General features: G+C 76.4%; 22 protein-coding genes. 11 read left to right on the forward strand and 11 right to left on the reverse strand.

Going from position 1 to position 21034, the window contains the following annotated elements; genetic code table 11:
• The first annotated feature begins 49 nt into the window (after nucleotides 1–49).
• Nucleotides 50–919 (forward strand): polysaccharide pyruvyl transferase family protein, encoded by an 870-nt coding sequence (locus AB0J00_RS04595; protein ID WP_357740809.1) that lies wholly within the window; start codon nucleotides 50–52, stop codon nucleotides 917–919.
• Here AB0J00_RS04595 and AB0J00_RS04600 read toward each other — a convergent pair.
• Together AB0J00_RS04600 and AB0J00_RS04605 are read right to left on the reverse strand one after the other, a co-directional pair.
• Nucleotides 897–1805 (reverse strand): glycosyltransferase, encoded by a 909-nt coding sequence (locus AB0J00_RS04600; protein WP_357740812.1) that lies wholly within the window; start codon nucleotides 1803–1805, stop codon nucleotides 897–899. The genes AB0J00_RS04595 and AB0J00_RS04600 overlap by 23 nt on opposite strands.
• A gap of 9 nt (nucleotides 1806–1814) precedes the next feature.
• Nucleotides 1815–2093: a helix-turn-helix transcriptional regulator gene (locus AB0J00_RS04605; protein WP_357740815.1), complete on the reverse strand. Its 279-nt coding sequence runs from the start codon at nucleotides 2091–2093 to the stop codon at nucleotides 1815–1817.
• A gap of 47 nt (nucleotides 2094–2140) precedes the next feature.
• Here AB0J00_RS04605 and map point away from each other — a divergent pair, with 47 nt between their 5' ends.
• The gene (map, locus tag AB0J00_RS04610; protein ID WP_357740818.1) at nucleotides 2141–2911 is read left to right on the forward strand and encodes a type I methionyl aminopeptidase; all 771 of its coding nucleotides are present in this window, start codon (nucleotides 2141–2143) and stop codon (nucleotides 2909–2911) included.
• A gap of 83 nt (nucleotides 2912–2994) precedes the next feature.
• On the opposite strand, the gene AB0J00_RS04615 is transcribed toward map, so the two are convergent.
• Together AB0J00_RS04615 and AB0J00_RS04620 are read right to left on the reverse strand one after the other, a co-directional pair.
• Nucleotides 2995–4137, reverse strand: a complete 1143-nt coding sequence (locus AB0J00_RS04615) for a cystathionine gamma-synthase (protein WP_357740821.1) — start codon at nucleotides 4135–4137, stop codon at nucleotides 2995–2997.
• Nucleotides 4134–5534, reverse strand: a complete 1401-nt coding sequence (locus AB0J00_RS04620; RefSeq protein WP_357740824.1) for a cystathionine beta-synthase — start codon at nucleotides 5532–5534, stop codon at nucleotides 4134–4136. Before AB0J00_RS04620 ends, AB0J00_RS04615 begins: the two co-directional genes overlap by 4 nt.
• A 181-nt stretch (nucleotides 5535–5715) precedes the next feature.
• On the opposite strand from AB0J00_RS04620, the gene AB0J00_RS04625 reads away from it, so the two are divergent.
• From AB0J00_RS04625 to AB0J00_RS04645, 5 genes are read left to right on the forward strand one after another with little or no spacing between them, the layout of a single operon-like run.
• Nucleotides 5716–6564: a phosphatase PAP2 family protein gene (locus AB0J00_RS04625; RefSeq protein WP_357740827.1), complete on the forward strand. Its 849-nt coding sequence runs from the start codon at nucleotides 5716–5718 to the stop codon at nucleotides 6562–6564.
• Nucleotides 6561–7262 (forward strand): GAF and ANTAR domain-containing protein, encoded by a 702-nt coding sequence (locus tag AB0J00_RS04630; RefSeq protein WP_357740830.1) that lies wholly within the window; start codon nucleotides 6561–6563, stop codon nucleotides 7260–7262. Before AB0J00_RS04625 ends, AB0J00_RS04630 begins: the two co-directional genes overlap by 4 nt.
• Before the next feature lie 42 nt (nucleotides 7263–7304).
• Nucleotides 7305–8321, forward strand: a complete 1017-nt coding sequence (locus AB0J00_RS04635) for an aldo/keto reductase (protein ID WP_357740833.1) — start codon at nucleotides 7305–7307, stop codon at nucleotides 8319–8321.
• The gene (locus AB0J00_RS04640) at nucleotides 8318–9730 is read left to right on the forward strand and encodes an FGGY family carbohydrate kinase (RefSeq protein WP_357740836.1); all 1413 of its coding nucleotides are present in this window, start codon (nucleotides 8318–8320) and stop codon (nucleotides 9728–9730) included. Before AB0J00_RS04635 ends, AB0J00_RS04640 begins: the two co-directional genes overlap by 4 nt.
• Nucleotides 9731–9782: 52 nt before the next feature.
• Entirely contained in the window at nucleotides 9783–9977 is a 195-nt protein-coding gene (locus tag AB0J00_RS04645; RefSeq protein WP_357740838.1) for a hypothetical protein, read from the forward strand.
• A gap of 22 nt (nucleotides 9978–9999) precedes the next feature.
• On the opposite strand, the gene hisN is transcribed toward AB0J00_RS04645, so the two are convergent.
• Nucleotides 10000–10815, reverse strand: coding sequence for a histidinol-phosphatase (gene hisN / locus AB0J00_RS04650; protein WP_357740840.1), 816 nt, complete (start codon nucleotides 10813–10815; stop codon nucleotides 10000–10002).
• A gap of 72 nt (nucleotides 10816–10887) precedes the next feature.
• Between hisN and AB0J00_RS04655 the strand changes: the two genes are divergently transcribed.
• The gene (locus AB0J00_RS04655) at nucleotides 10888–11424 is read left to right on the forward strand and encodes a DUF2087 domain-containing protein (RefSeq protein WP_357740843.1); all 537 of its coding nucleotides are present in this window, start codon (nucleotides 10888–10890) and stop codon (nucleotides 11422–11424) included.
• 38 nt (nucleotides 11425–11462) lie between these two features.
• Entirely contained in the window at nucleotides 11463–12206 is a 744-nt protein-coding gene (locus AB0J00_RS04660) for a peptidase E (protein ID WP_357740846.1), read from the forward strand.
• A gap of 4 nt (nucleotides 12207–12210) precedes the next feature.
• Here AB0J00_RS04660 and rsgA read toward each other — a convergent pair whose 3' ends face one another.
• From rsgA to AB0J00_RS04680, 4 genes are read right to left on the reverse strand one after another with little or no spacing between them, the layout of a single operon-like run.
• A complete protein-coding gene (gene rsgA, locus AB0J00_RS04665) occupies nucleotides 12211–13215 on the reverse strand; it encodes a ribosome small subunit-dependent GTPase A (protein ID WP_357740849.1) in 1005 nt (334 codons plus the stop codon).
• A gap of 8 nt (nucleotides 13216–13223) precedes the next feature.
• Entirely contained in the window at nucleotides 13224–14531 is a 1308-nt protein-coding gene (gene aroA, locus AB0J00_RS04670; protein ID WP_357740852.1) for a 3-phosphoshikimate 1-carboxyvinyltransferase, read from the reverse strand.
• Nucleotides 14532–14577: 46 nt separating this feature from the next.
• Nucleotides 14578–15225, reverse strand: a complete 648-nt coding sequence (locus AB0J00_RS04675; protein ID WP_357740855.1) for a response regulator transcription factor — start codon at nucleotides 15223–15225, stop codon at nucleotides 14578–14580.
• On the reverse strand, nucleotides 15222–17300 hold the full coding sequence (locus tag AB0J00_RS04680) for a histidine kinase (RefSeq protein ID WP_357740857.1): 2079 nt from the start codon (nucleotides 17298–17300) through the stop codon (nucleotides 15222–15224). Before AB0J00_RS04680 ends, AB0J00_RS04675 begins: the two co-directional genes overlap by 4 nt.
• 197 nt (nucleotides 17301–17497) lie before the next feature.
• Here AB0J00_RS04680 and AB0J00_RS04685 point away from each other — a divergent pair, with 197 nt between their 5' ends.
• Nucleotides 17498–18136 (forward strand): hypothetical protein, encoded by a 639-nt coding sequence (locus AB0J00_RS04685; RefSeq protein ID WP_357740860.1) that lies wholly within the window; start codon nucleotides 17498–17500, stop codon nucleotides 18134–18136.
• 56 nt (nucleotides 18137–18192) lie between these two features.
• Here the strand turns inward: AB0J00_RS04685 and AB0J00_RS04690 are convergent, their stop codons facing one another.
• Nucleotides 18193–18633 carry a YdeI/OmpD-associated family protein gene (locus AB0J00_RS04690; protein ID WP_357740863.1) on the reverse strand — a complete coding sequence of 147 codons (441 nt, stop codon included), beginning with the start codon at nucleotides 18631–18633 and terminating at the stop codon, nucleotides 18193–18195.
• Nucleotides 18634–18687: 54 nt separating this feature from the next.
• The gene (locus AB0J00_RS04695; protein ID WP_357740866.1) at nucleotides 18688–20145 is read right to left on the reverse strand and encodes an NAD-dependent succinate-semialdehyde dehydrogenase; all 1458 of its coding nucleotides are present in this window, start codon (nucleotides 20143–20145) and stop codon (nucleotides 18688–18690) included.
• Between the two features lie 138 nt (nucleotides 20146–20283).
• On the opposite strand from AB0J00_RS04695, the gene AB0J00_RS04700 reads away from it, so the two are divergent.
• Nucleotides 20284–21030 carry an SOS response-associated peptidase gene (locus tag AB0J00_RS04700; protein ID WP_357740869.1) on the forward strand — a complete coding sequence of 249 codons (747 nt, stop codon included), beginning with the start codon at nucleotides 20284–20286 and terminating at the stop codon, nucleotides 21028–21030.
• Nucleotides 21031–21034 lie beyond the last annotated feature (4 nt).

Below are 21034 nucleotides of genomic sequence, written 5' to 3' on the forward strand. Positions count from 1 at the left end.
GCCCGACCCGCTGGGGAACCGCGCCGTCCGCGCCTGACAGGCTGGACGCATGCGCGTCCTGGTAGCCGGTTGGTTCAGCTTCGACGAGGTGATCGCCACCGTCGGCGACGACCTGGGGGCCGAGGTGGTCGCCGGCTGGCTGCGCGACCTCGACGTCGACCACACGGTGGCGTGGGCGCCGTTCCTGGGCCGCGGCCCGCACTGGCGCGACCTCGACCCGGCCGACTTCACCCACCTGGTGTTCGTCAGCGGGCCGATCTCCGACACCCCGCTGCTGCGCGAGCTGACCGAGGCGTTCGCCGGCGCGCGGCGCTGGGCGGTGAACGTGTCGGTGGTCTCCGAGGCCGGCCGGGCGCTGTTCGACGAGGTGTGGGAGCGGGACGCCCCCGGGGTGGCCCGGCCGGACCTGGCGATCGCCACCCGCACGCCGGACGTGCCGGTGCTGGCGGTCGCCTTCGCCCCGCCGCAGGAGGAGTACGGCGACCGCAGCCGCGCTGTCCAGGTGCGCGCCGCGATCGAGGACTGGCTGGCCACCCGGGCGATCCCGTGGTTCGAGCTGACCATGGACTCCTACGACAAGCCCTACGAGCGGTTCCCCGTGCAGGTCGAGGCGCTGATCCGGCGGGCCGACGCGGTGGTGAGCATGCGGCTGCACGCCCTCGTGCTCGGGCTCGCGCACGGCAGGCCGGTGATCGCCTGCGACGCCGTCACGGGTGGCGCGAAGGTGACGGCGCAGGCCGGGGCGCTGGGCTGGCCGCTGGTGCTGCAGGGCGCGCAGGTCGACGCGCACACGCTGGACGCGGCGCTCGAGCACGCGCTGTCCGGCACGCTCGCCGAGGCGATGGCCGGTGCCCGGGAGCGCGGCGCCGCGTCGAACGCCGAGGCGCGGGAGTGGCTCAGCCGGCAGCTGCAGGGCTGATCGGCCGCTGTTCCACCGCGCCGAGCGGGCGCTGAGCGGCGGCGAACCGGCGCTCCAGCTCCCGGCTCACCGGCCGGCGCTGCCGGAGTGCCGCGGGCAGCAGCCGGACGACGCCGGCCAGCGCGGTGCGGGCGGCGGGCTCGTCGAGGCACCGGCGGGCGAGCCGGGCGGTGGCCGCCAGCGCCACCGGCAGCGGGCGGCGCAGCCAGTCGACGACCACGTCGTTGCGGGTCTGCAGCGCCCAGCGGGCCGCGCCCGGGGTGTCCGGTCCCGCGGGGTCGTGCCAGGCGACGACGTCGTCGGCGTAGGCGAGCTGCCAGCCGGCGGCGGCCAGGTCCAGGGCGAGCAGGTGCTCCTCGCCGCCGAAGAACAGCAGTGCGGAGAAGCCGCCGACGGCCAGGTGGGCGTCGCGGCGGACGACCGCGGCGAACGCCGGGAAGCTCAGCACGTCGGGCCCGGGCGAGCCGGGGGAGCGGCCCAGCACCGCCGCCCGGTGCTTCTGCGACACCCGGTCGTCGGTGCCGTCGGCGGCCATCCGCACCCGGCCGACCAGCACCGCGACCTGCGGGTGCGCGTCGAGCAGCTCGGCGGCCCGGTCCAGCGCGCCGGGCTCCCACCAGGAGTCGTCGTCGGCGAACGCGACGTACCGGGTGGCCGTGCGGCGGACGCCGTCGGTGCGCGCGACCGCCCCGGTGTTCTCCGCCAGCTCCAGGACGTCGACCGCCGGGTGCCGCTCGCGCACCGCGGCGGCGCTGCCGTCTCTGGAGGCGTTGTCGACGACGACCACCGGGTGCACGCCGTCGTCCAGCCGGGCCAGCGACCGGAGCAGCGACTCCCGCCGGTCCCGGGTGGCGATCACGACGCTGACGGCGGGCGGTTGCTGCACCCGACAGTCCTACCCGGTGGCCTCCAGGGTCACGCCGCCGGTGCCGGGTCCGGCGAGCTCGGCGACCAGTTCGTCCAGCGGGACGCCGAGCGCGCCGGCCAGCGCGGCGACGGTGAAGAACGCCGGCGTCGGCACCCGGCCGGACTCGATCTTTCGCAGCGTCTCGACGCCGACCCCGGACGCCGCGGACACCTCCGTGGGCGTGCGGTCGCCCCGGGCGCCCCGCAGCAGCGCGCCCAGCCGTCGGCCGCGCTCGTGCTCCTCGGGGCTGAGCGGCGGCCGGACCATGACCGTGATAGTAATACCGGGATAGCAATACCGGAAGGGGAACGACGATGATCGAGCTGCGCACGCCGGGGGAGATCGACGCCATGCGCGCCGCGGGAGCCGTGGTCGCCGACATGCACGCGGCGGTGCGGGCGCTGGCCGCGCCGGGGGTGCGGCTGACCGAGCTGGACGCCGCCGCCCGCCAGGTGCTCGCCGACGCGGGCGCGACCTCGCCGTTCCTCGGCTACGCGCCGCTGGCGACCACCCCGCCGTTCCCCGGCGTCGTCTGCCTGTCGGTCAACGACGTCGCGCTGCACGGCATCCCGACCCCGCAGGAGCTGGAGGACGGCGACCTGCTGAGCGTCGACGCCGGCGCGACGCTCGACGGGTGGGTGGGCGATGCGGCGATCACCTTCCCGGTCGGCACCCCGGACCCTGCGGACCTGCGGCTGGTCGACACCACCACCCGCGCGCTGGAGGCGGGGATCGCCGCGGCCGTCGTCGGCAACCGGGTCGGCGACGTCTCCGCCGCGATCGGCGCGGTCGGCCGGGCCGGGGGCGTGGGCATCAACACCGACCAGGGCGGCCACGGGGTCGGGCGCACGATGCACGAGGCGCCGCACGTGCCCAACGAGGGCCGTGCCGGGCGCGGGGTGCCGCTGCGCGCCGGGCTGGTCATCGCTATCGAGCCGTGGTTCCTCGCCGGCGGCAGCGACGACTACCGGGTGGACGCCGACGGCTGGACGCTGCGCAGCGCCGACGGCAGCCGCGCCGCGCACGTCGAGCACACCGTCGCGGTCACCGAGGACGGCCCGCGCATCCTCACCGCCCCCCGCTGACCCGCGAGGCAAAGGAAGCTCTGCACCCGATTTCAGCGCCGAGACCGGGTGCAGAGCTTCCTTTGCCTGGGAGGGGACCGGCGTCAGGAGAGCGACTGCTCCAGGTCGGCGAGCAGGTCGTCGACGTCCTCGATGCCCACCGAGAGCCGGACCAGGTCGGCCGGCACCTCCAGCGGCGAGCCGGCCGCGCTGGCGTGCGTCATCCGGTGCGGGTGCTCGATCAGCGACTCCACGCCGCCCAGCGACTCGGCCAGCGTGAACAGCTGCGCCCGCTCGCACACCTTGAGCGCCGCGTCCTCACCGCCGCGCAGCCGGAAGGAGACCATGCCGCCGAAGCCGGACATCTGCTTGGCGGCGATCTCGTGGTTGCGGTGCTCCGGCAGGCCCGGGTAGAGCACGGCGGAGACCGCGGGGTGCTCCAGCAGCCACTCGGCGATCCGGCCGGCGTTGGCGCTGTGCCGGTCCATCCGGACGCCGAGGGTCTTCAGGCTGCGCAGCACCAGCCAGGCGTCGAACGGGCCGTTGACCGCGCCCATCGCGTTCTGGTGGTAGGCCAGCCGCTCGCCTAGCTCGGCGTCGGAGACGACCAGCGCCCCGCCGACCACGTCGGAGTGCCCGCCCAGGTACTTGGTCGTCGAGTGGACGACGACGTCCGCGCCCAGCGTCAGCGGCTGCTGCAGGTAGGGGCTGGCGAAGGTGTTGTCGACGACCAGCAGCGTGCCCGCGGCGTGCGCGATCTCGGCGAGCGCGGCGATGTCGGAGACGTTGAGCAGCGGGTTGCTGGGCGTCTCACACCACAGCACGCGGGTCGTCCCCGGGGCGACGGCCGCCCGGACGGCGTCCAGGTCGTTCAGGTCGACGGGGGAGTAGCCCACGCCCCACGGCTCGAGCACCTTCGAGATCAGCCGGAACGTGCCGCCGTAGGCGTCACCGCCCAGCACGATCGAGTCGCCCGGCCGGCACACGGTGCGCAGCAGGGTGTCCTCGGCGGCCAGCCCGGAGGCGAAGCTCATGGCGCGGGTGCCCTGCTCCAGCGAGGCGAGCGCCGCCTGCAGGGTGTCCCGGGTGGGGTTGGCGCTGCGGCTGTACTCGTAGCCGCCGCGCAGGCCGCCGACACCGTCCTGCTTGTAGGTGGTGGTCAGGTGCAGCGGCGGGATGACCGCGCCGGTGGCCGGGTCGGGGTCCTGACCCGCGTGGATCGCGCGGGTGTTGAAGCCGGTGCTCATGCGTCCACCGTAGGCACCGCGGGCAGCCCGACGAGGTGGCCGAGCACGTCCTGCCGGGTGACGACGCCCGCGGGCTTGCCGTCGACGTGCACCAGCAGCGCGTCCGCGTCGCCGAGCGCACCCACCGCGGCGCTGACCGCCTCGCCCGAGCCGATGATCGGCAGCGGGGCGGACATGTGCCGCTCGACCGGGTCGGCCAGCGTGGCCTGGCCGTGGAACAGGGCGTCGAGCAGCGTCTTCTCCTGCACCGAGCCGACCACCTCGCCGGCGGTCACCGGCGGCTCGGCCTTGACGACCGGCAGCTGGCTGACGCCGTACTCGCGCAGGATGTTGATCGCGTCGCGGACCGTCTCGTTGGGGTGCGTGTGCACCAGCGAGGGGGTGGCGCCTCCCTTGGCCTCCAGCAGCTCGCCGACGGTCTCGCCGCCTCCGGCGTCCAGAAAGCCGTAGTCGGCCATCCACTCGTCGTTGAAGATCTTGTTCAGGTAGCCGCGGCCGCCGTCGGGCAGCAGCACGACGAGGACGTCGTCCTTCGTCAGCCGCTCGGCCACCCGCAGTGCCGCGGCGACCGCCATCCCGCAGGAGCCGCCGACCAGCAGCCCCTCCTCGCGGGCCAGCCGCCGGGTCATCGCGAACGAGTCGCCGTCGGACACCGCGATGATCTCGTCGGCGACGGTGCGGTCGTAGGCATCGGGCCAGAAGTCCTCGCCGACGCCCTCGACCAGGTAGGGCCGGCCGGTGCCGCCGGAGTAGACCGAGCCCTCCGGGTCGGCGCCGATGACCTGCACCCGGCCGCCGCTGGCCTCCTTGAGGTAGCGGCCGACGCCGGAGATGGTGCCGCCGGTGCCCGCGCCGGTGACGAAGTGCGTGACCGTGCCGTCGGTCTGCGCCCAGATCTCCGGGCCCGTGGTCTCGTAGTGCGACCGCGGGTTCTCCGGGTTCGCGTACTGGTCGGGCTTCCAGCCGCCGGGGATCTCCCTCGCCAGCCGGTCGGAGACCGAGTAGTAGGAGCGGGGGTCGGCCGGGTCGACGGCGGTCGGGCACACGTGCACCTCAGCGCCGTAGGCCCGCAGCACGTTGATCTTCTCCTGGCTGACCTTGTCCGGGCAGACGAAGACGCACCTGTAGCCGCGCTGCTGGCCGACCAGGGCCAGGCCGATGCCGGTGTTGCCGCTGGTCGGCTCGATGATCGTGCCGCCGGGCCGCAGCGCGCCGGAGCGCTCGGCCGCCTCGATCATCCGCAGCGCGATGCGGTCCTTCACGGAACCGCCCGGGTTCACGTACTCGACCTTGGCCAGCACCAGCGGGGCGTCCGGCCCCAGGTGCCGGGTGACGGAGTTCAGCTTCACCAGCGGCGTGTCGCCGATCAGCTCGACGACGGACTCGGCGTACTGCACGGGTTCTCCTGCTCTGCACGGTCGTCCGGTGGCGGGTCGCGCCCCCGGTGTCCCCGTCATCCCACCAGACAGTGGTCGTCCGAGCGCGCCCGGTGGACGACCACGCCGCCGGACGGCGTAACGGCCCGGCGGCGGGACGGTTCCCCCCGGCGCCCGGGGGTCGCGGTGCCCATGGTGGGGGATGCTCCTCGTCGCGGACGCCGTCCCCGCGCTGCCACGGCTGTGGCCGCGGCGCCGCCGGACCGTGCTGGCCGGCCTGCTCGGTTCCGCGCTCGTCGCCCTGCTGGTGGCGGTCGTCGGGGGCGGCCGGGTCGTCCTCGTCGACGAGGCGGTGTACCGGTGGGCCCCCTGGCAGCGCTGGCCCGCGCTGCGGCCGTTCCTCGACTGGTGGGTGGTGCTCGGGCAGCGGGCCGTGTGCCTGGCCGTGGCCGCGGTCTGGCTGGGCCTGCGCGCCTGGCGGGAGCGGGACCTGCGCCCGCTGCTGCTCCTGCTGCTGGCCACCCTGCTGACCAACGTCGCCGTCGGTGCCCTGAAGACGGCGGTCGGCCGGCTCGGCCCGCTCCAGCTGGGGGCGGGTGCGGCGCTGCCGGGAGCGGGTGACGTGTTCGCCGCGGGCGGGACGATCTTCCCCTCCGGGCACACGGCGAACGCCGTCGTCACCTGGGGGCTGCTGGCGGTGCTCGCCCGGAGGTGGCGGCGGACGGCCGCGGTGCTGGCGACGGTGCTGGCGGTCAGCGTCGGGCTCACCACCGTCTACCTGGGCACGCACTGGCTCTCCGACGTCCTCGCCGGCTGGTGCGCGGGCGGGCTGGTGCTGCTCGCCGTCCCGCCGTCCGCCCGGTGGTGCAGGGACGCCGGTGCCCGGCTGGGCCGGGCTGCCCGGCCGCCCGGTCCCCGCCGCGCGACGGTGCCCCGGGGAGCGCCTGTACGCCGTATACGCCGTATACGCTTGCCCGGCCGGGTGCGCTACTCGGCGAGCGGCCGTCGAGAACACGGCGGACCGCCGATCGGGAGGACCCGCACGAGATGACCGAGGGCGCTCCTGCCCTGCACGCCGACCTGGCCCGCATCGTCCTGGCCGGGCGTGAGCTGCCGGACGTGCTGACCGAGGTGATCGGGATCGCCCGGCGGGCCATCCCGGGCGCCGACGCGTCGTCGATCACGCTCATCCGGGACGACAGCGCCTTCACGGCCGCCTACCACGGGCAGCTGGCGATGGACGCCGACGAGCTGCAGTACCAGCGCGGCTACGGCCCGTGCCTGGACGCCGGCCGGGCCGGTGAGCTGTTCCTGGTCCCCGACATGCGCGCCGAGGACCGGTGGCCCGACTACGCCCGGTACGCCGTCGGGCTCGGCGTGGGCAGCTCGCTGTCGATCCCGCTGCCGTTCCAGGGGGCCACCATCGGCGCGCTCAACAACTACGCGGGCCGGCCGCACGCCTTCTCGACCGCGGACGTGGCGGCCGGCGAGGAGGTGGCCGCGTTCGTCGCGGTCGCCGTGGGCAACGCCGAGGCGACCGCCCGGGCGGTGCAGGACGCCGCCAACATGCGCCGGGCGATGAGCTCCCGGGCGGTCATCGAGCAGGCCAAGGGCATCCTCATGGAGCGCCACAAGGTGACCGCCGACCAGGCGTTCACCCTGCTCACCCACGCCTCGCAGCAGCGCAACGTGAAGCTGCGCGACCTGGCCGAGGAGCTGGTCTCCACCGGGGAGCTGCGCGCCGGCTGAGGGCGGGGGGTGGCCTCGCGCCGCCGGGGGCAGGATCGGGGCATGACGCAGACGATCCCGCCCGTCCCCCGGCGCACCCTCGGCGGTCTCGAGGTGTCCGCGCAGGGCCTGGGCTGCATGGGGATGAGCCAGTCCTACGGCGCCGCCGACCGCGCCGAGTCGCTGGCCACCGTCCGCCGGGCGCTCGACCTGGGTGTCACCTTCCTGGACACCTCCGACGTGTACGGCGACGGCCACAACGAGGAGCTCGTCGGCGAGGCGGTCGCCGGCCGGCGGGACGACGTCCAGCTGGCCACCAAGTTCTCGCTGTCCCGCACCGCCGGCGGCATGCGCATCGACGGCCGGCCGGAGAACGTGCGGGCCTGCGCCGAGGCGAGCCTGCGCCGGCTGGGCGTGGACGTGATCGACCTGTACTACCAGCACCGGGTCGACCCCACCGTGCCGATCGAGGACACCGTCGGGGCGATGGCCGAGCTGGTGCAGCAGGGCAAGGTCCGGTACCTGGGGCTGTCAGAGGCCAGCGCGGCCTCGGTGCGCAGAGCGGTCGCCGTCCACCCGATCGCGGCGCTGCAGAGCGAGTGGTCGCTGTGGACCCGCGACCTCGAAGGCGGTGGGGCGGGCCGGGAGTCGGTCCTGGGCGTGGCCCGCGAGCACGGGATCGGGATCGTGCCGTTCAGCCCGCTCGGCCGCGGCTTCCTGACCGGCGCGATCACCAGCCCGGACGACTTCGGCCCCGACGACTTCCGCAAGGACCACCCCCGGTTCCAGGGCGAGGCCTTCGCCGCCAACCTGCGGCTGGTCGACGCGGTGCGGGCGCTCGCGGAGGAGAAGGGCTGCACCGCCGGGCAGCTCGCGCTGGCCTGGGTGCTGGCGCAGGGCGGGGACGTCGTCCCGATCCCCGGCACCAAGCGGCGCAGCTACCTGGAGGAGAACGTCGGCGCGGTCGGCGTCGAGCTCTCCGCCGACGACCTGCGGCGCCTCGACGCGATCGCGCCGACCACCCAGGGCAGCCGCTACCCCGACGCCGGCTACGCCTACGGCGACAGCCCGGAGAAGTGACCGACCCGGTCCTGGTCGGCGCGGACCTCGGCACCAGCGGCCTCAAGGTCGCCGCGCTCGACGCCGGGGGCGCGGTCGTGGCCGAGGCCGAGCGCGGTTACGACGTCGACCGGCCGCGGCCGGGCTGGGCGCAGACCGACGTCGCCGTCTGGCGGGCCGCGCTGGACGACGCGCTGGCCGAGGTCGCCGCACGGCTCGGGGGCCGTCCGGTGGCCGCGCTCGGGCTGTCCGGGCAGATGCACGGCGCGGTCCTGGTCGACGCCGCAGGCGCACCGCTCGCGCCCGCGCTGCTGTGGCCGGACCAGCGGGCCGCCGCCGAGGTGGCCCGCTGGCGGGCGCTGCCCGAGCCCGACCGGGCGGCGCTGGCCAACCCGCTGGTGCCCGGCATGACCGGCCCGCTACTGGCCTGGCTCGCGGCGACCCGGCCCGAGCTGGTCGAGCGGGCCGCGGCGGTGCTGCTGCCCAAGGACGCCGTGCGGGCCGGGCTGCTGCCGGGCACCGACGCGGGCGTCACCGACCGCACCGACGCCTCGGCGACCCTGCTGTGGGACGTGCCGGCCGACACCTGGTCGGCCGCGGCCGCCGGCGCGGCCGGGGTCCCGGCCGGCCTGCTGCCGGTGGTCCGGCCCGGCGACGAGGTGCGCGGGACGGCGCGGCTGCCCGTGGGGGAGGTGCCGGTGGTCACCGGCGGCGCGGACACCCCGCTGGCGCTGCTCGCGGCCGGGACGGCGGACGGCCTGCAGGTGAACCTCGGCTCGGGCGCCCAGCTGCTGCGCCCGGTGGACCGGCCCGCGCCGGCGGCCGACCCGGTGGTGCACAGCTACGCGGCGGCCGGTGACGGCTGGTACCGGATGGCGGCGCTGCAGAACGCCGGCACCGCGTGGGCGTGGGTGCGCGGCGTCCTCGGGCTGGACTGGGACGGCCTGCTGGGCGCGGGGGAGCCGGGCGCCGGGGGCGTCACGTTCCTGCCGTTCCTCTCCGGTGAGCGGGGCGGGCTGGCCGCGCCGTCGTCCCGCGGGAGCTGGGTGGGGCTCGCGGAGGGCACCACCCGCGACGACCTCGCCCGGGCCGCCGTCGAGGGCGTCGTGTTCGCGGTGGCCGCGGCCGCGGACCTGCTCGGGACGCCGGACGACGGGCCGGTGCTGCTCACCGGTGGGGGTGCCCGCTCGACCGCCGTCCAGCAGCTGCTGGCCGACGTGCTGGCGCGGCCGGTGCGCCCGCTGCACGTGCGCAGCGCCTCGGCGGCCGGTGCTGCGGTGCTGGCCGGCCGCGGCGTGGGCGTCGAGCTGGTGCCGCAGCGGGTGCTCGGCCCGGTGGTCGGCCCCCGCCGGTCGGCGGAGCTGGACGCGGCCCGGGCCCGCTGGTCGTTGGCCGCAGGAGTGGAACCGGCCGGTCCGGGGCACCGTTGACCCGATGGCGGCGGCACCAGGCCGCCCGTGGACCGGGAGGGGGCGTCGCGTCATGGCGTCGATGCTGAGCAAGGTCGTGCAGTTCGCGAACAGCCCGAAGGGCAAGCAGGTCATCCGGCAGGCGACGGACCGCGCGCAGCAGTTCGCCAAGGACCCGAAGACCCGCGCCAAGATCGACGAGCTGCGCCGGCGCGCACAGGGCGGCCGGGGCGGCAGCGGGTCGGGGGGTGCCGGCCGCGGCTACTGAGCCCGGCTGCCGGGCCGGGAGGTCAGGCCGACGGCGCTCGTCCCCCCGGGGCGAGCGCCGTCAGCACCTCCGGGTGCAGCACGCCGTTGGTGGCCACCGCGCTGCCCCCGGCCGGGCCCGCGGCGCCGGTCAGGTCGGTGAACGAGCCGCCGGCCTCGCGCACGATCACGTCGAGCGCGGCGAGGTCCCACAACGAGACCTCCGGCTCGCAGGCGACGTCGACGGCGCCCTCGGCGACCATCATGTAGCTCCAGAAGTCGCCGTACGCGCGGGTCCGCCACACCTGGCGGGTCAGGTCGAGGAAGCTGCCCAGCCGGCCCTGCTCCTCCCACCCGCTGAGGCTGGAGTACGACAGCGACGCGTCGGTGAGGTCGGTGACCTTCGAGACCGTGCACCGGGTCGCGTTCTCCAGCCGCCGGCCGGTCCACGCCCCGACCCCGGCGGCCGCCCACCAGCGCCGGTTGAGCGCGGGGGCGCTGACCAGCCCGACCACCGGGACGTCGCCCTCGAGCAGGCTGATGAGGGTGGCCCACACCGGCACCCCGCGGACGAAGTTCTTCGTGCCGTCGATGGGGTCGATGACCCAGCGGCGGTCGCCGCGGCCGGTGCTGCCGAACTCCTCGCCGAGCACGGCGTCGCGGGTGCGCGCCCGGGACAGCGTGGACCGCAGCTGCTCCTCGACCGCGTGGTCGGCGTCGGTGACCGGGGTGAGGTCGGGCTTGGTCTCCACCCGCAGGTCCTGCGCCCGGAAGCGGTCCAGGCTGATCGCGTCGGCCTGGTCGGCCAGCACGTGGGCCAGGCGCATGTCCTCGGTGTAACCGCGCTGTCCGGGGTTCATGGGTGTCGAACCTACTGGTCCCGGCCCCGCCGGGCCGGGACCCCGCCCGGGCGGCCCCGCTACCGTGCGGGGGTGGAGGCGGCGACGATCGCGGGACTGCTCGCGGACCCGGTGCGGCTCAAGGTGGTCGCGGCGCTGGCGCTCGGTGCCGGGACGATCGAGGAGGTCGCGGCGGCGTCGGGGCTGTCGCTCAAGGACGTGGCGCTGGCCGCCCGCCGGCTCGCCCGGGCCGGCCTGGTTCGCCGCGACGGGCACGGGCTGGAGCTGCTGACCGCCCGGTTCGGCGAGGCGGCGCGGGCCGCGGCGGAGCACGCGCCGCCGCCGGAGCCGCTGTCGGCCGACCCCGCGGAGGACGCCGTCCTGCGCACCTTCCTGCGCGACGGGCGGCTGGTCTCGATCCCGGCCCAGCGCAGCAAGCGGCTCGTCGTGCTCGAGCACCTCGTGCACGTGTTCGAGCCCGGGGTTCACTACTCCGAGCGAGAGGTGAACGCCCTGCTGGCCGTCTGGCATCCAGACGTGGCCGCACTGCGCCGATACCTGGTGGACGAGGGACTCATGTCCCGTGCCGGTGGCGAGTACTGGCGCAGCGGGGGGTACGTCGAGGTCTGACCGCGTCTGGTCGGGCCCGGGTTCAGCTGAGGGGTCCGATGCAACGCCAGGTCTTCGCCTTCTCCGGGGTGCTCGAGCCGAGGCCGGGGGAGCGCGGCAACGCGCCGCTCCTCGAGCACGTGCTCTCCCTGGGGCGGGACCGCTGGATGTGGGGCGGCCCGGTGCGGGTCTGCTACGTGCCCACCGCCGTGGGCGACGACCCGGCCGCGGTGTCGGTGTGGTCGCAGGTCTACGGCGGCCGGGACGACGTCGACCTGAGCGTGCTGCGGCTGTTCCCGCAGCCGAACGTGCCCGACGTGCGCGAGCACCTGCTCCGCCAGGACGTGGTGCTGGTCGAGGGCGGCAGCGTGGTCAACCTGATGGCGGTCTGGCGAGCGCACGGCCTGCCGGCGGTGCTGCGCGAGTGCTGGGAGGCCGGCGTCGTGCTGGCCGGCCCGAGCGCGGGCAGCCAGTGCTGGCACGTCGGCGGGCCCACCGACGCCTGGTCGGCGCCGGAGTCCGGGCAGCTGCACGCGTTCACCGACGGGCTCGGCCTGCTGCCGCACAGCAACGGCGTGCACGACGACCACGGCACCCCGTTCCGCGGCGCGGGCTACCGCGCGCTCGTGGCGAAGGGCGAGCTGCCCGCCGGGTACGCCACCGAGGACGGCGTGGGCCTGCACTACATCGGCACCGAGCTCGCCGAGGCCGTCACCGTGCGACCGCGCGCCCGGGCCTGGCGGGTCGAGCCGGACGGCCACGGCGGCGCCACCGAGCGCGCCGTCCCCGCCCGCCTCCTCTAGCGGCTCAGTACCCCGGTCCGAGCTGGCCGACCGCGGCGATCAGCCGGCGGAAGCTGGCCAGCCGCTCGGCCCGCGCCGGCGGGCCGTCCGCCGCCCACGCGTCGAGCGCGCACCCGGGGTCCTCGGCGGAGTGCCCGCAGCCGGGCGGGCAGTCGACGGCGGCCTCGGCGAGGTCGTCGAACGCGGCGAGCACGTCCTGCGCGGTCACGTGCGCCAGGCCCAGCGACCGGATGCCCGGGGTGTCGATGACCGTCCCGCCGCCGGGCAGGTCCAGCAGCACCGCCGAGGACGACGTGTGCCGGCCCTTGCCGATCTTGCTCACGTCGCCGGTGGCCCGGAAGGCGTCCGGCACCAGCCGGTTGACCAGCGTGGACTTGCCGACGCCGGACTGCCCGACCAGCACGCTCATCCGGTCCCCGATCCAGGCCAGCAGGTCCGCCAGCGGCGCGTCCCGGGACATCGGCACCGCGTCGACCTCCAGGCCGGCGTACCGGTCCAGCAGCGGCTGCGGGCTGGCCAGGTCGGTCTTGGTCAGGCACAGCAGGGGCTGCAGGCCCCCGGCGTAGGCGGCGACCAGGCAGCGGTCGAGGAAGCCCAGCGCCGGCTCCGGGTCGGCGACCGAGGTCACGACCACCAGCAGGTCGGCGTTGGCCACGACCACCCGCTCGGTGGGGTCGGTGTCGTCGGCGGTGCGCCGCAGCGACGTCGTCCGCTCCTCGATGACCACGATCCGGGCCAGCGTGTCCGGCCGGCCGCTGGTGTCGCCGACCAGCCGCACCCGGTCGCCGACGACCACGCCGTGCTTGCCGAGCTCGCGGGCCCGCATCGCGGTGACCTCGACGGCCGCGCCGTCCGGCGACTGCGTGCGCACGGTCATCCGGCCGCGGTCGACGGCGACGACCAGCCCGGGGACGGCGTCGTCGTGGGTGGGCCGGGTGCGGGTGCGCGGCCGCGACCCGCGGCGGCTGGGCCGGACCCGGACGTCGTCCTCGTCGGACCGGCGGTCCATCTTGCGGCTCAGGGGCGTGCTCCGATCGGGAGGTCCAGCATCGCCGCCCACCGGTCGGCGAAGTCCGGCAGCGTCTTGGCCACCGTGCCCGGGTCGCGCACCGCGACGCCGTCGACGGCCAGGCCGAGCACCGCCGCGGCCATCACCATCCGGTGGTCGGCGTAGGAGTCCAGCTCGGCCGGCCGCCGCGGCCCGGGCGTGACGACCAGCCCGTCGGGCAGCTGCTCGACGGACGCCCCGACGGCGGTGAGCACCTCGTCGAGGGCCTGCAGCCGGTCGGTCTCGTGCCCGCGCAGGTGGGCGATGCCGGTGAGCCGGGACGGCCCGTCGGCCAGCGCGCACAGCGCGGCCAGCACCGGGGTCAGCTCGCCCACCTCGCCGAGGTCGGCGTCCAGCGGGGCGATCCGCCCCGCCCCGGTGACCTGCAGCCCGTCGGCCGTGCGGACGACGTCCGCGCCCATCGCCGCGAGCAGCCGGTCCAGCTGGGCGCCGGGCTGGGTGGTGTCGGCGGGCCAGTCGCGGACGGTGACCCGGCCACCGGTGACCAGCGCGGCGGCGAGGAAGGGGGCGGCGTTGGACAGGTCCGGCTCGACCACCCGGTCGACGGCGGCCACCGGCCCGGGGGCCACCCGCCAGCCGGCCGCGGTGGGCGTGACGGCGACGCCGTGCTCGGCGAGGGTGCGCACGGTCATCTCCACGTGCGGCACCGACGGCAGCGACCCGGCGACGGTGAGGTCGATGCCGTCGTCGTAGCGGGCGGCGGCCAGCAGCAGCCCGGAGACCACCTGGCTGGACTCGCTGGCGTCGACGGTCACCGCGCCGCCGGGCACCCTGCCTGCGCCGTGCACGGTGAACGGCGCCCGGCCGCGGCCGCCGTCGTCGACCCGCACCCCGAGGTCGCGGAGCCCCGCGATCAGCCCGGCGTTGGGGCGCTCCCGCAGCCGCGGGTCGCCGTCCAGCCGGACCGGGCCGTCGGCCAGCGCGGCCACCGGCGGCAGGAACCGGAGCACGGTGCCGGCCAGCCCGGCGTCCACCGCGGCCGGCCCGCGCAGCGGGCCCGGGGTGACCAGCCAGTCGGGGTCGCCGGGGGCACCGTCCCCGGCAGTGCCCTCCTCGGTGATGCCGACGCCGAGCGCGCGCAGACCGGCGGCCATCAGGTCGGTGTCGCGGGCGCGCAGCGGGCGCACCAGCCGGCTCGGGCCGTCGGCGATCGCGGCGAGCACCAGCGCCCGGGCGGTGATCGACTTCGAGCCGGGCAGGGCGACGACGGCGTCCACCGGAGCGGCCCGGTGCGGCAGGGCCCAGACGTCGGTCATGCGCCCATCCTGCCGTGCCGCGCGGCGGGACGGTGCTCGGTGCGGCTCAGCGGCGGCCCAGACCGGCGTCCCGGGCGGCCACGATGGCCTGCGCCCGGTCGGCCACCTGCAGCTTGCTGAGCACGTTGGACACGCAGTTGCGCACCGTCTTCGGCGACAGGAACAGCGTCTCGGCGATCTGCTGGTTGCTGCGGCCGGCGGCCACCAGGTCGAGCACCTCGCGTTCCCGCGCGGTCAGCTGCGGAAAGGCTGCCGGCGGGGCCTGCCCGGCGACGAAGAACTCGGCGATGCGGGTGGCCAGCGCTGCTCCGAACACCGCCCCGCCGTGGGCGACCGTCGAGATCGCGCGCACCACCTCGTCGGAGTCGGCGCCCTTGAGCAGGTACCCCCGGGCACCGGCGCGCAGCGCGGCGAACACCGTGCCGTCGTCCTCGCTCATGGTGAGCACCACGACGCCGAGCGACGGGTCCGCGGTGGTGATCCGCCGGGTCGCCTCGATGCCGTCGAGCACCGGCATCTGCACGTCCATGACCACCACGTCGAGCTCCAGCTCGGCCGCGGCGGCCACCGCCGCGCCGCCGTCGGCGGCCGTGCCGGCCACCGTGAGGCCGGGCACCGACGCCAGCAGGGCGGCCAACCCCTCGCGGTAGACCGGGTGGTCGTCGACGACGAGCACCCGCAGCGGCTCGCTCACCGGGCCCCCTCGGCGGCCGGGGCGGGCACCGGCGCGGGGAGCCAGGCACGCACCAGGGTGCCGCCGGCCTCGGGGCAGAGCACCTCGCACCGGCCGCCGAGCTCGGCGGCGCGCTCGCGCACCGACACCAGGCCGACCCCGGACACCCGGCCGGGGTCGATCCCGGCCCCGTCGTCGCTGACCTCGACCCGCAGCCCGCCGGGCTCGCGGGCGAGCAGCACCGCGCACCGGGACGCCGCGGCGTGCCGCCGGACGTTGTGCAGCGCCTCGGCCGCGATCCGGTACGCGGCCACCTCGACGGCTGCGGGCAGGTCGCCCACGCCGTCGCCGGCCACCTCGATCCGCAGCTCCGGCCCGGCCAGCCGCTCGGCCTGCTGGCGCACGGCGCCGACCAGCCCGACGTCGTCCAGCGCCGGCGGGCGCAGGTCGTGCACCAGCCGGCGGACGTCGGCCAGCACCGCCGCCGCGTCGGCGCGTGCCTGCCGCAGCAGCTCGTCGGCGCGGACCGGGTCACCGGCGGCCACGTTGCGGGCGGTGTCGATGCGCAGCGCCACCGCGCCCAGCGCCGGCCCGAGGCCGTCGTGCAGGTCGCGGCGGATCCGGCGGCGCTCCTCCTCGCGGGCGAGCACCAGTGCCTCGCGCCCGGCCTGCAGCTGCGCGGCGAGCTCGGCGGTGCGGGTCGCGACGACCGCCTGCCGCACCAGGTCGCCGAGCAGCCGCTCGTCGCGGCGGGACAGCCGGGCGCGCAGCCCCCGCCGGGGCAGCAGCAGCCGGCCGACGACCTCGCCGCGGTAGGCGACGTCCAGCGCGTCGACGTCGGCGGGGCGCGTGCCGTGCTCGCCGAGCACCCGGTCGCCGCCGGTGCGCTGCACCTCGACGCCCACGTAGCGGACACCGAAGGCGGTGGCGACGGCGGCGGCCACCGCGGGCAGCTGCTCCTCCGCCGTCTCGGCGGTTTCAAGCCGGTCGGCGAGCTGCGACACGACCCGGTACGGGTCGTCGCGGTGCCCGACCAGCAGCCGCCGGGCCAGCCGCCACAGCAGCGAGCGGGCCGGGAGGTAGCCGACCGTCGCCAGCAGCAGCACCACCACGAAGGCGCTCCGCTCGCTCGCCCGGCTGCCCAGCACCGCGTCGGAGCCGGCCACCACCAGGGCGTCCAGCAGCACGACGCCGGCACCCAGCGCGCCGTAGACGACGGTGCCGCCGAGCAGCGCGTCGACGTCGACCAGCCGGGGGCGCAGCAGCCCGACGACCGTGGCCGCCGAGGTGACCGTCACCGCCACCAGCAACCCGACGCTGCCGGACACGCCGGGCACCACCAGGCCGAGGGCCAGCACCAGCACGTCGACCACGCCGGCCCACAGCAGCCAGCGCAGCCGGTCGCGCTCCAGCCCGGTCGCCGCGCGGTGCCGGGCCACCAGCGACAGGGTCGCGACGAGCACCCCGAGGGCCGCCAGCGGCAGGACGGCGTCCAGCAGCGGGCGGGCGACCGCGGCCGGCAGCGGCAGCGTCGTGGGGTCGAGGTCGAGGCCGGACGTGAGCGGGAGGTCGCCGCCGGCGCGGTCGATCGCCACCTGCGACGGCACGACCGCGAGCACCACCGGCAGCAGGCAGCAGACGGCGAGCCCCGCGGCGACCGGCCCGCGCCACCGCCCGCGCGGCAGCCGGCCGGTGGGGTAGAGGGCCAGCAGGAGGGGCAGCGGCAGCAGCGTGGCCACGCCCACCCGGTTGGTCGCCCAGTAGGCGAGCGAGGCGCCGGGGCGGGCGGGTGAGCTGCTCACCGCCCAGCCGAGCCACGCGGTCGCGACGACGTCGAGCGCCCACACCAGCCCGCCGGCGGCCAGCACCCAGCCCGGCACCGAGCGGGGCTGCGCGGTGAGCACCACCGCGCCGGCGGCGGCCAGCACGAGCGCGGTGAGCAGGTCGATCGGGCCGGTGCCCAGCTCGAGCGCCGCGCTGACCCCGTCGGGTGTGGAGAGCTCGAGCGCCACGGCCACCGCGCCCAGCACGACCGCGGCCGCCGGCGGAGCCACCGCGCGCAGGGGCACGGCGGCGAGCGCGGGCCGGTGCAGCACGCGCTGATCCTGGCCCGTCCGGTGTCCCGTTGTCCCGGGTCCGGTGTCCCGTCCGACCGGGACACCCCCGCCCGGCGCCCGGGCCCCCGGAGGGGACGGCGGTCGTGACGGCGGGCCCTGCCGGCCCGGGACGGCGCATCGAGACGGTTCCCCTGCAGCGCGGCACCCCGGCCGCCGACGTCCGGAGAGGAACCGAGATGACCCTCAGCACCAGCCCCGCCCCCGCCCGCAGCGACGCCCGCCCCGCCCCGCCCGCGGCGGGCGACACCGCCGGCCTGCGCACCACGGTCCGGCGGGGCGGCGCGGTCCTCGCCGCCGGCGCCGCGGCGTGGGCCGTGGGCACCGCGGCGGTCGGCATCAACCCCGACGACACCACCGGGCTGTGGGTGCAGGCGGCCACCGCGCTGGCGTTCCAGCTCGGCCTCGTCGCGCTGCTGACGGTCTACCGGCGGACCCGCGCCCTCGGCACCGGCCGGGTCGCCCGGGCGGTCGTGGTGGTCGAGCACGCCCTGCTGGCCGGCGCGATGCTGAACACCCTCGACCCGGCGCTGCCGTTCCTGCGCGGTACCGCCCTGCACCTGGCCTTCGACATCTGCTGGCCGCTGTCGATGCTGGGCATGTTCGGCATCGGTGTGCGGATGGCGCTCGCCGGCCGCTGGACCGGCGCGGCCCGGGTGTGGCCGCTGGTCGCCGAGACCTGGGCGGTCGTGGTCATCCCGCTGAGCGGGCTGCTCCCCGGCATGGACCGGGTGATCTCCCCGGTACACCTGCTGGTCGGCTACACCACCCTCGGCCTGGTGCTGGCCACCCGCCCGCAGCTGGCCCGGCGCCGCTGACCGCACCCGCAGCACCGAGGGGCCGGCCCGCTCGACGGGCCGGCCCCTCCGCGTGCTCAGCCGGCGCGCAGCGCGGCGACGACCGCGGCCACCCGCCGGGCGCGGGTCGCCTCGGCCTTGGCGCTCTCCACGGCCCGCGCGTGCTCCTTGCGGGCGGAGGGCGCGAGGGCGTCGAAGCGGGCGCGCAGGCCCGGCTCGGCGTCCAGCGCGGCGGCCAGGTCGGCGGGCACCTCGACCTCGCGCGGCGCGGTGTCCAGCGCCACGTCCACCTCGACCTCGTCGCCGGCGGCCAGCCCGGCCGCCGTCCGGTGCTCGGCGCTCACCGGGAGCAGGGACCGGCCGCCCATGACGCCGACGGTGGTCCGGTAGGTGTGCCCGCCGAGGGTGACGACCACCGGGGGCCGCCTGCCGCCGCCGAGCGCCTCGACCACGTCCGGGGGCACGACCAGGCCGGTGGCGGTCTTGCCGTGCAGCTCCAGGACGGTCGTGAACCTCATGCGGCAGAGGGTGGCAGCCCGGGGCGCCGGCGACCAGCGCCCCGGGCGCCCGGCTCAGCCGGCGGCCTCGTCGACGGTCTCCTCCTGCTTGGTGCCGACGACCCGCACCAGCCGCTGGTTGGCGAACTCGAACATGCCCAGCTCGGACAGCTCACGGCCGTAACCGGACCGCTTCACGCCGCCGAACGGCAGCTCCGGCGAGGTGCCCGACGGGGAGTTCACCCAGACCATGCCCGACTCCAGCCGCTCCGCGACCTGGCGGGCCCGGTCGACGTCGCTGCCGTAGACGGTGGCCGACAGGCCGTACTCGGTGTCGTTGGCCAGCTGCACCGCCTCGTCCTCGCTGGACACCCGGTAGACGACGGCCGCGGGGCCGAACAGCTCCTCGCGGTAGGCGCGCATCTCGGGGGTGACGTCGGCGAGGATCGTCGGGTTCACGAAGGCGCCCGGCCGGTCGGGCCGGTCGCCGCCGGTGACCACGGTGGCGCCCTTGTCGATCGCGTCCTGCACCTGGGCGTGCAGGTCGGCCGCGGCCCGCTCGGAGGACAGCGGGCCCAGCGTCGTCGCCGGGTCGGTGGGGTCGCCGGGGGTGAAGGCCTGGAACGACTGCGACAGGCCGCTGACGAAGTCGTCGTACACGTCGTCCATCACGATGAACCGCTTGGCGTTGATGCACGCCTGGCCGGTGTTGAGCAGCCGGGCGATCGTCGCCGCCTGCACCGTCTGCTCCAGGTTGCCGCCGTCGAGCACGATGAACGGGTCGGAGCCGCCGAGCTCGAGCACCGACTTCTTCAGGTGCTTGCCGGCCAGCGACGCCACGCTGCTGCCGGCCCGCTCGCTGCCGGTCAGCGTGACCCCCTGGACGTGCCGGTGGGCGATCACCTGCTCGACGTCGGAGATCTTCAGGAACAGGTTGGTGTAAACGCCCTCGGGGACGCCGGCGTCGTGGAAGATCCGCTCGATGGCCAGCGCCGTCTGCGGGTTGTTCTCCGCGTGCTTGAGCAGGATGGCGTTGCCGAGCACCAGGTTGGGCGCGGCCACCCGGGCCACCTGGTACAGCGGGAAGTTCCACGGCTCGATCGCCAGGATGACGCCGACCGGCTCGCTGAGCACCGACGCCTCGCCGTCCATCACGTCGATGCGCTTGGGCGCCAGGAAGCCGGGGCCCTTCTCCGCGTAGTAGCCGTAGATGCCGGCCACCATCATCGCCTCGCCGGTGGCCTCCTGGATGCGCTTGCCCATCTCCGTGGTGATGAGCGCGCCGAGCTCGTCGCGGCGCTCGCGCATGAGCTCGCCGATCCGGCCGACGATCGCGGCGCGCTCCTCGACCGGCCGGCGGCGCCACTCCTGGAAGGCGGCGTGCGCCTTCTCCACGACGCCGTCGATCTCGCTGGTCTCCAGGAAGGGGAACTCCTGCTCGGTCTCCCCGGTGAACGGGTTGACCGTCGCGTACCGGCGCTCGCCGGCGTCGCTGGCCGTCTTCCCGGCGGTAGGGCTCTGGGTGGTGCTCACGGGTTCCTCCGTCGTCGTCGATGCGGTGGACGTGCTCGCCCCGTGCCTACCCCGCATGGACCCCGTCGTGCACACGGGGGAGCGCTGGGCGGAAGGCGGACCTAGGCTCGGGTCCCGCCGTCCGGGAGGAGCCCGCCGATGTGTGGTCGGTACGCCGCGAGCCGCAGCCCCGAGGACCTCGCCGTCGAGTTCGAGGCGGTCCCGGCCGAGGGACAGCCGCCCCTGCCGGCGGACTACAACGTCGCGCCGACCAAGGACGTGTACGTCGTCCGGCAGAAGAAGGAGCGCGACGCCGAGGGTGCGCTCACCGGCGCCGCCCACCGGGAGCTGCGGGCCGTCCGCTGGGGGCTGGTCCCGTCGTGGGCCAAGGACCCCTCGGTGGGCAACCGGCTGCTCAACGCCCGGGTCGAGTCGCTCACCGAGAAGCCCGCGTTCCGGACGGCGGCCGCGAGCCGCCGCTGCCTGGTGCCGGCCGACGGCTGGTACGAGTGGGCCAAGCGGCTGGACGGCCCGACCAAGCAGCCGTACTACATCACCCCGCGGGACGGCTCGGGGCTGGCGTTCGCCGGCCTCTGGGAGGTCTGGGGGCGGGGCGACGACCGGCTGTACACCTGCACCGTGATCACCGCGCCGGCCGTCGGCGCGCTCACCGAGGTCCACCAGCGGATGCCGCTGGTGCTGCCGCGCGACCGGTGGGCCGGCTGGCTCGACCCGGCCCGCGACGACGTGCAGGAGCTGGCGCAGCCGACCCCGCCGGAGGTGGTCGAGGCGCTGGAGCTGCGGCCGGTCGGCACCGCGGTGAACAACGTGCGCAACAACGGGCCGCAGCTGGAGGACCGGGTGGAGCAGGTCAGCGCGCCGGCCGACCAGCCGGCCCTGTTCTGAGCCG

The organism is Modestobacter sp. NPDC049651 (assembly GCF_040659695.1).
Classification (GTDB): Bacteria; Actinomycetota; Actinomycetes; order Mycobacteriales; family Geodermatophilaceae; genus Modestobacter.

Bases quoted from the DNA above. Each gene is read 5' to 3' on its own strand.
- hisN (WP_357740840.1), bottom strand. From the start codon at position 10,815: ATGAACCCCGGACAGCGCGGTTACACCGAGGACATGCGCCTGGCCCAC.
- rsgA (WP_357740849.1), bottom strand. From the start codon at position 13,215: ATGGACCGCCGGTCCGACGAGGACGACGTCCGGGTCCGGCCCAGCCGC.
- map (WP_357740818.1), top strand. From the start codon at position 2,141: ATGATCGAGCTGCGCACGCCGGGGGAGATCGACGCCATGCGCGCCGCG.
- AB0J00_RS04595 (WP_357740809.1), top strand. From the start codon at position 50: ATGCGCGTCCTGGTAGCCGGTTGGTTCAGCTTCGACGAGGTGATCGCC.
- AB0J00_RS04625 (WP_357740827.1), top strand. From the start codon at position 5,716: ATGCTCCTCGTCGCGGACGCCGTCCCCGCGCTGCCACGGCTGTGGCCG.
- AB0J00_RS04690 (WP_357740863.1), bottom strand. From the start codon at position 18,633: ATGAGGTTCACGACCGTCCTGGAGCTGCACGGCAAGACCGCCACCGGC.
- AB0J00_RS04630 (WP_357740830.1), top strand. From the start codon at position 6,561: ATGACCGAGGGCGCTCCTGCCCTGCACGCCGACCTGGCCCGCATCGTC.
- AB0J00_RS04660 (WP_357740846.1), top strand. From the start codon at position 11,463: ATGCAACGCCAGGTCTTCGCCTTCTCCGGGGTGCTCGAGCCGAGGCCG.
- AB0J00_RS04615 (WP_357740821.1), bottom strand. From the start codon at position 4,137: ATGAGCACCGGCTTCAACACCCGCGCGATCCACGCGGGTCAGGACCCC.
- aroA (WP_357740852.1), bottom strand. From the start codon at position 14,531: ATGACCGACGTCTGGGCCCTGCCGCACCGGGCCGCTCCGGTGGACGCC.
- AB0J00_RS04635 (WP_357740833.1), top strand. From the start codon at position 7,305: ATGACGCAGACGATCCCGCCCGTCCCCCGGCGCACCCTCGGCGGTCTC.
- AB0J00_RS04645 (WP_357740838.1), top strand. From the start codon at position 9,783: ATGGCGTCGATGCTGAGCAAGGTCGTGCAGTTCGCGAACAGCCCGAAG.
- AB0J00_RS04605 (WP_357740815.1), bottom strand. From the start codon at position 2,093: ATGGTCCGGCCGCCGCTCAGCCCCGAGGAGCACGAGCGCGGCCGACGG.
- AB0J00_RS04685 (WP_357740860.1), top strand. From the start codon at position 17,498: ATGACCCTCAGCACCAGCCCCGCCCCCGCCCGCAGCGACGCCCGCCCC.
- AB0J00_RS04700 (WP_357740869.1), top strand. From the start codon at position 20,284: ATGTGTGGTCGGTACGCCGCGAGCCGCAGCCCCGAGGACCTCGCCGTC.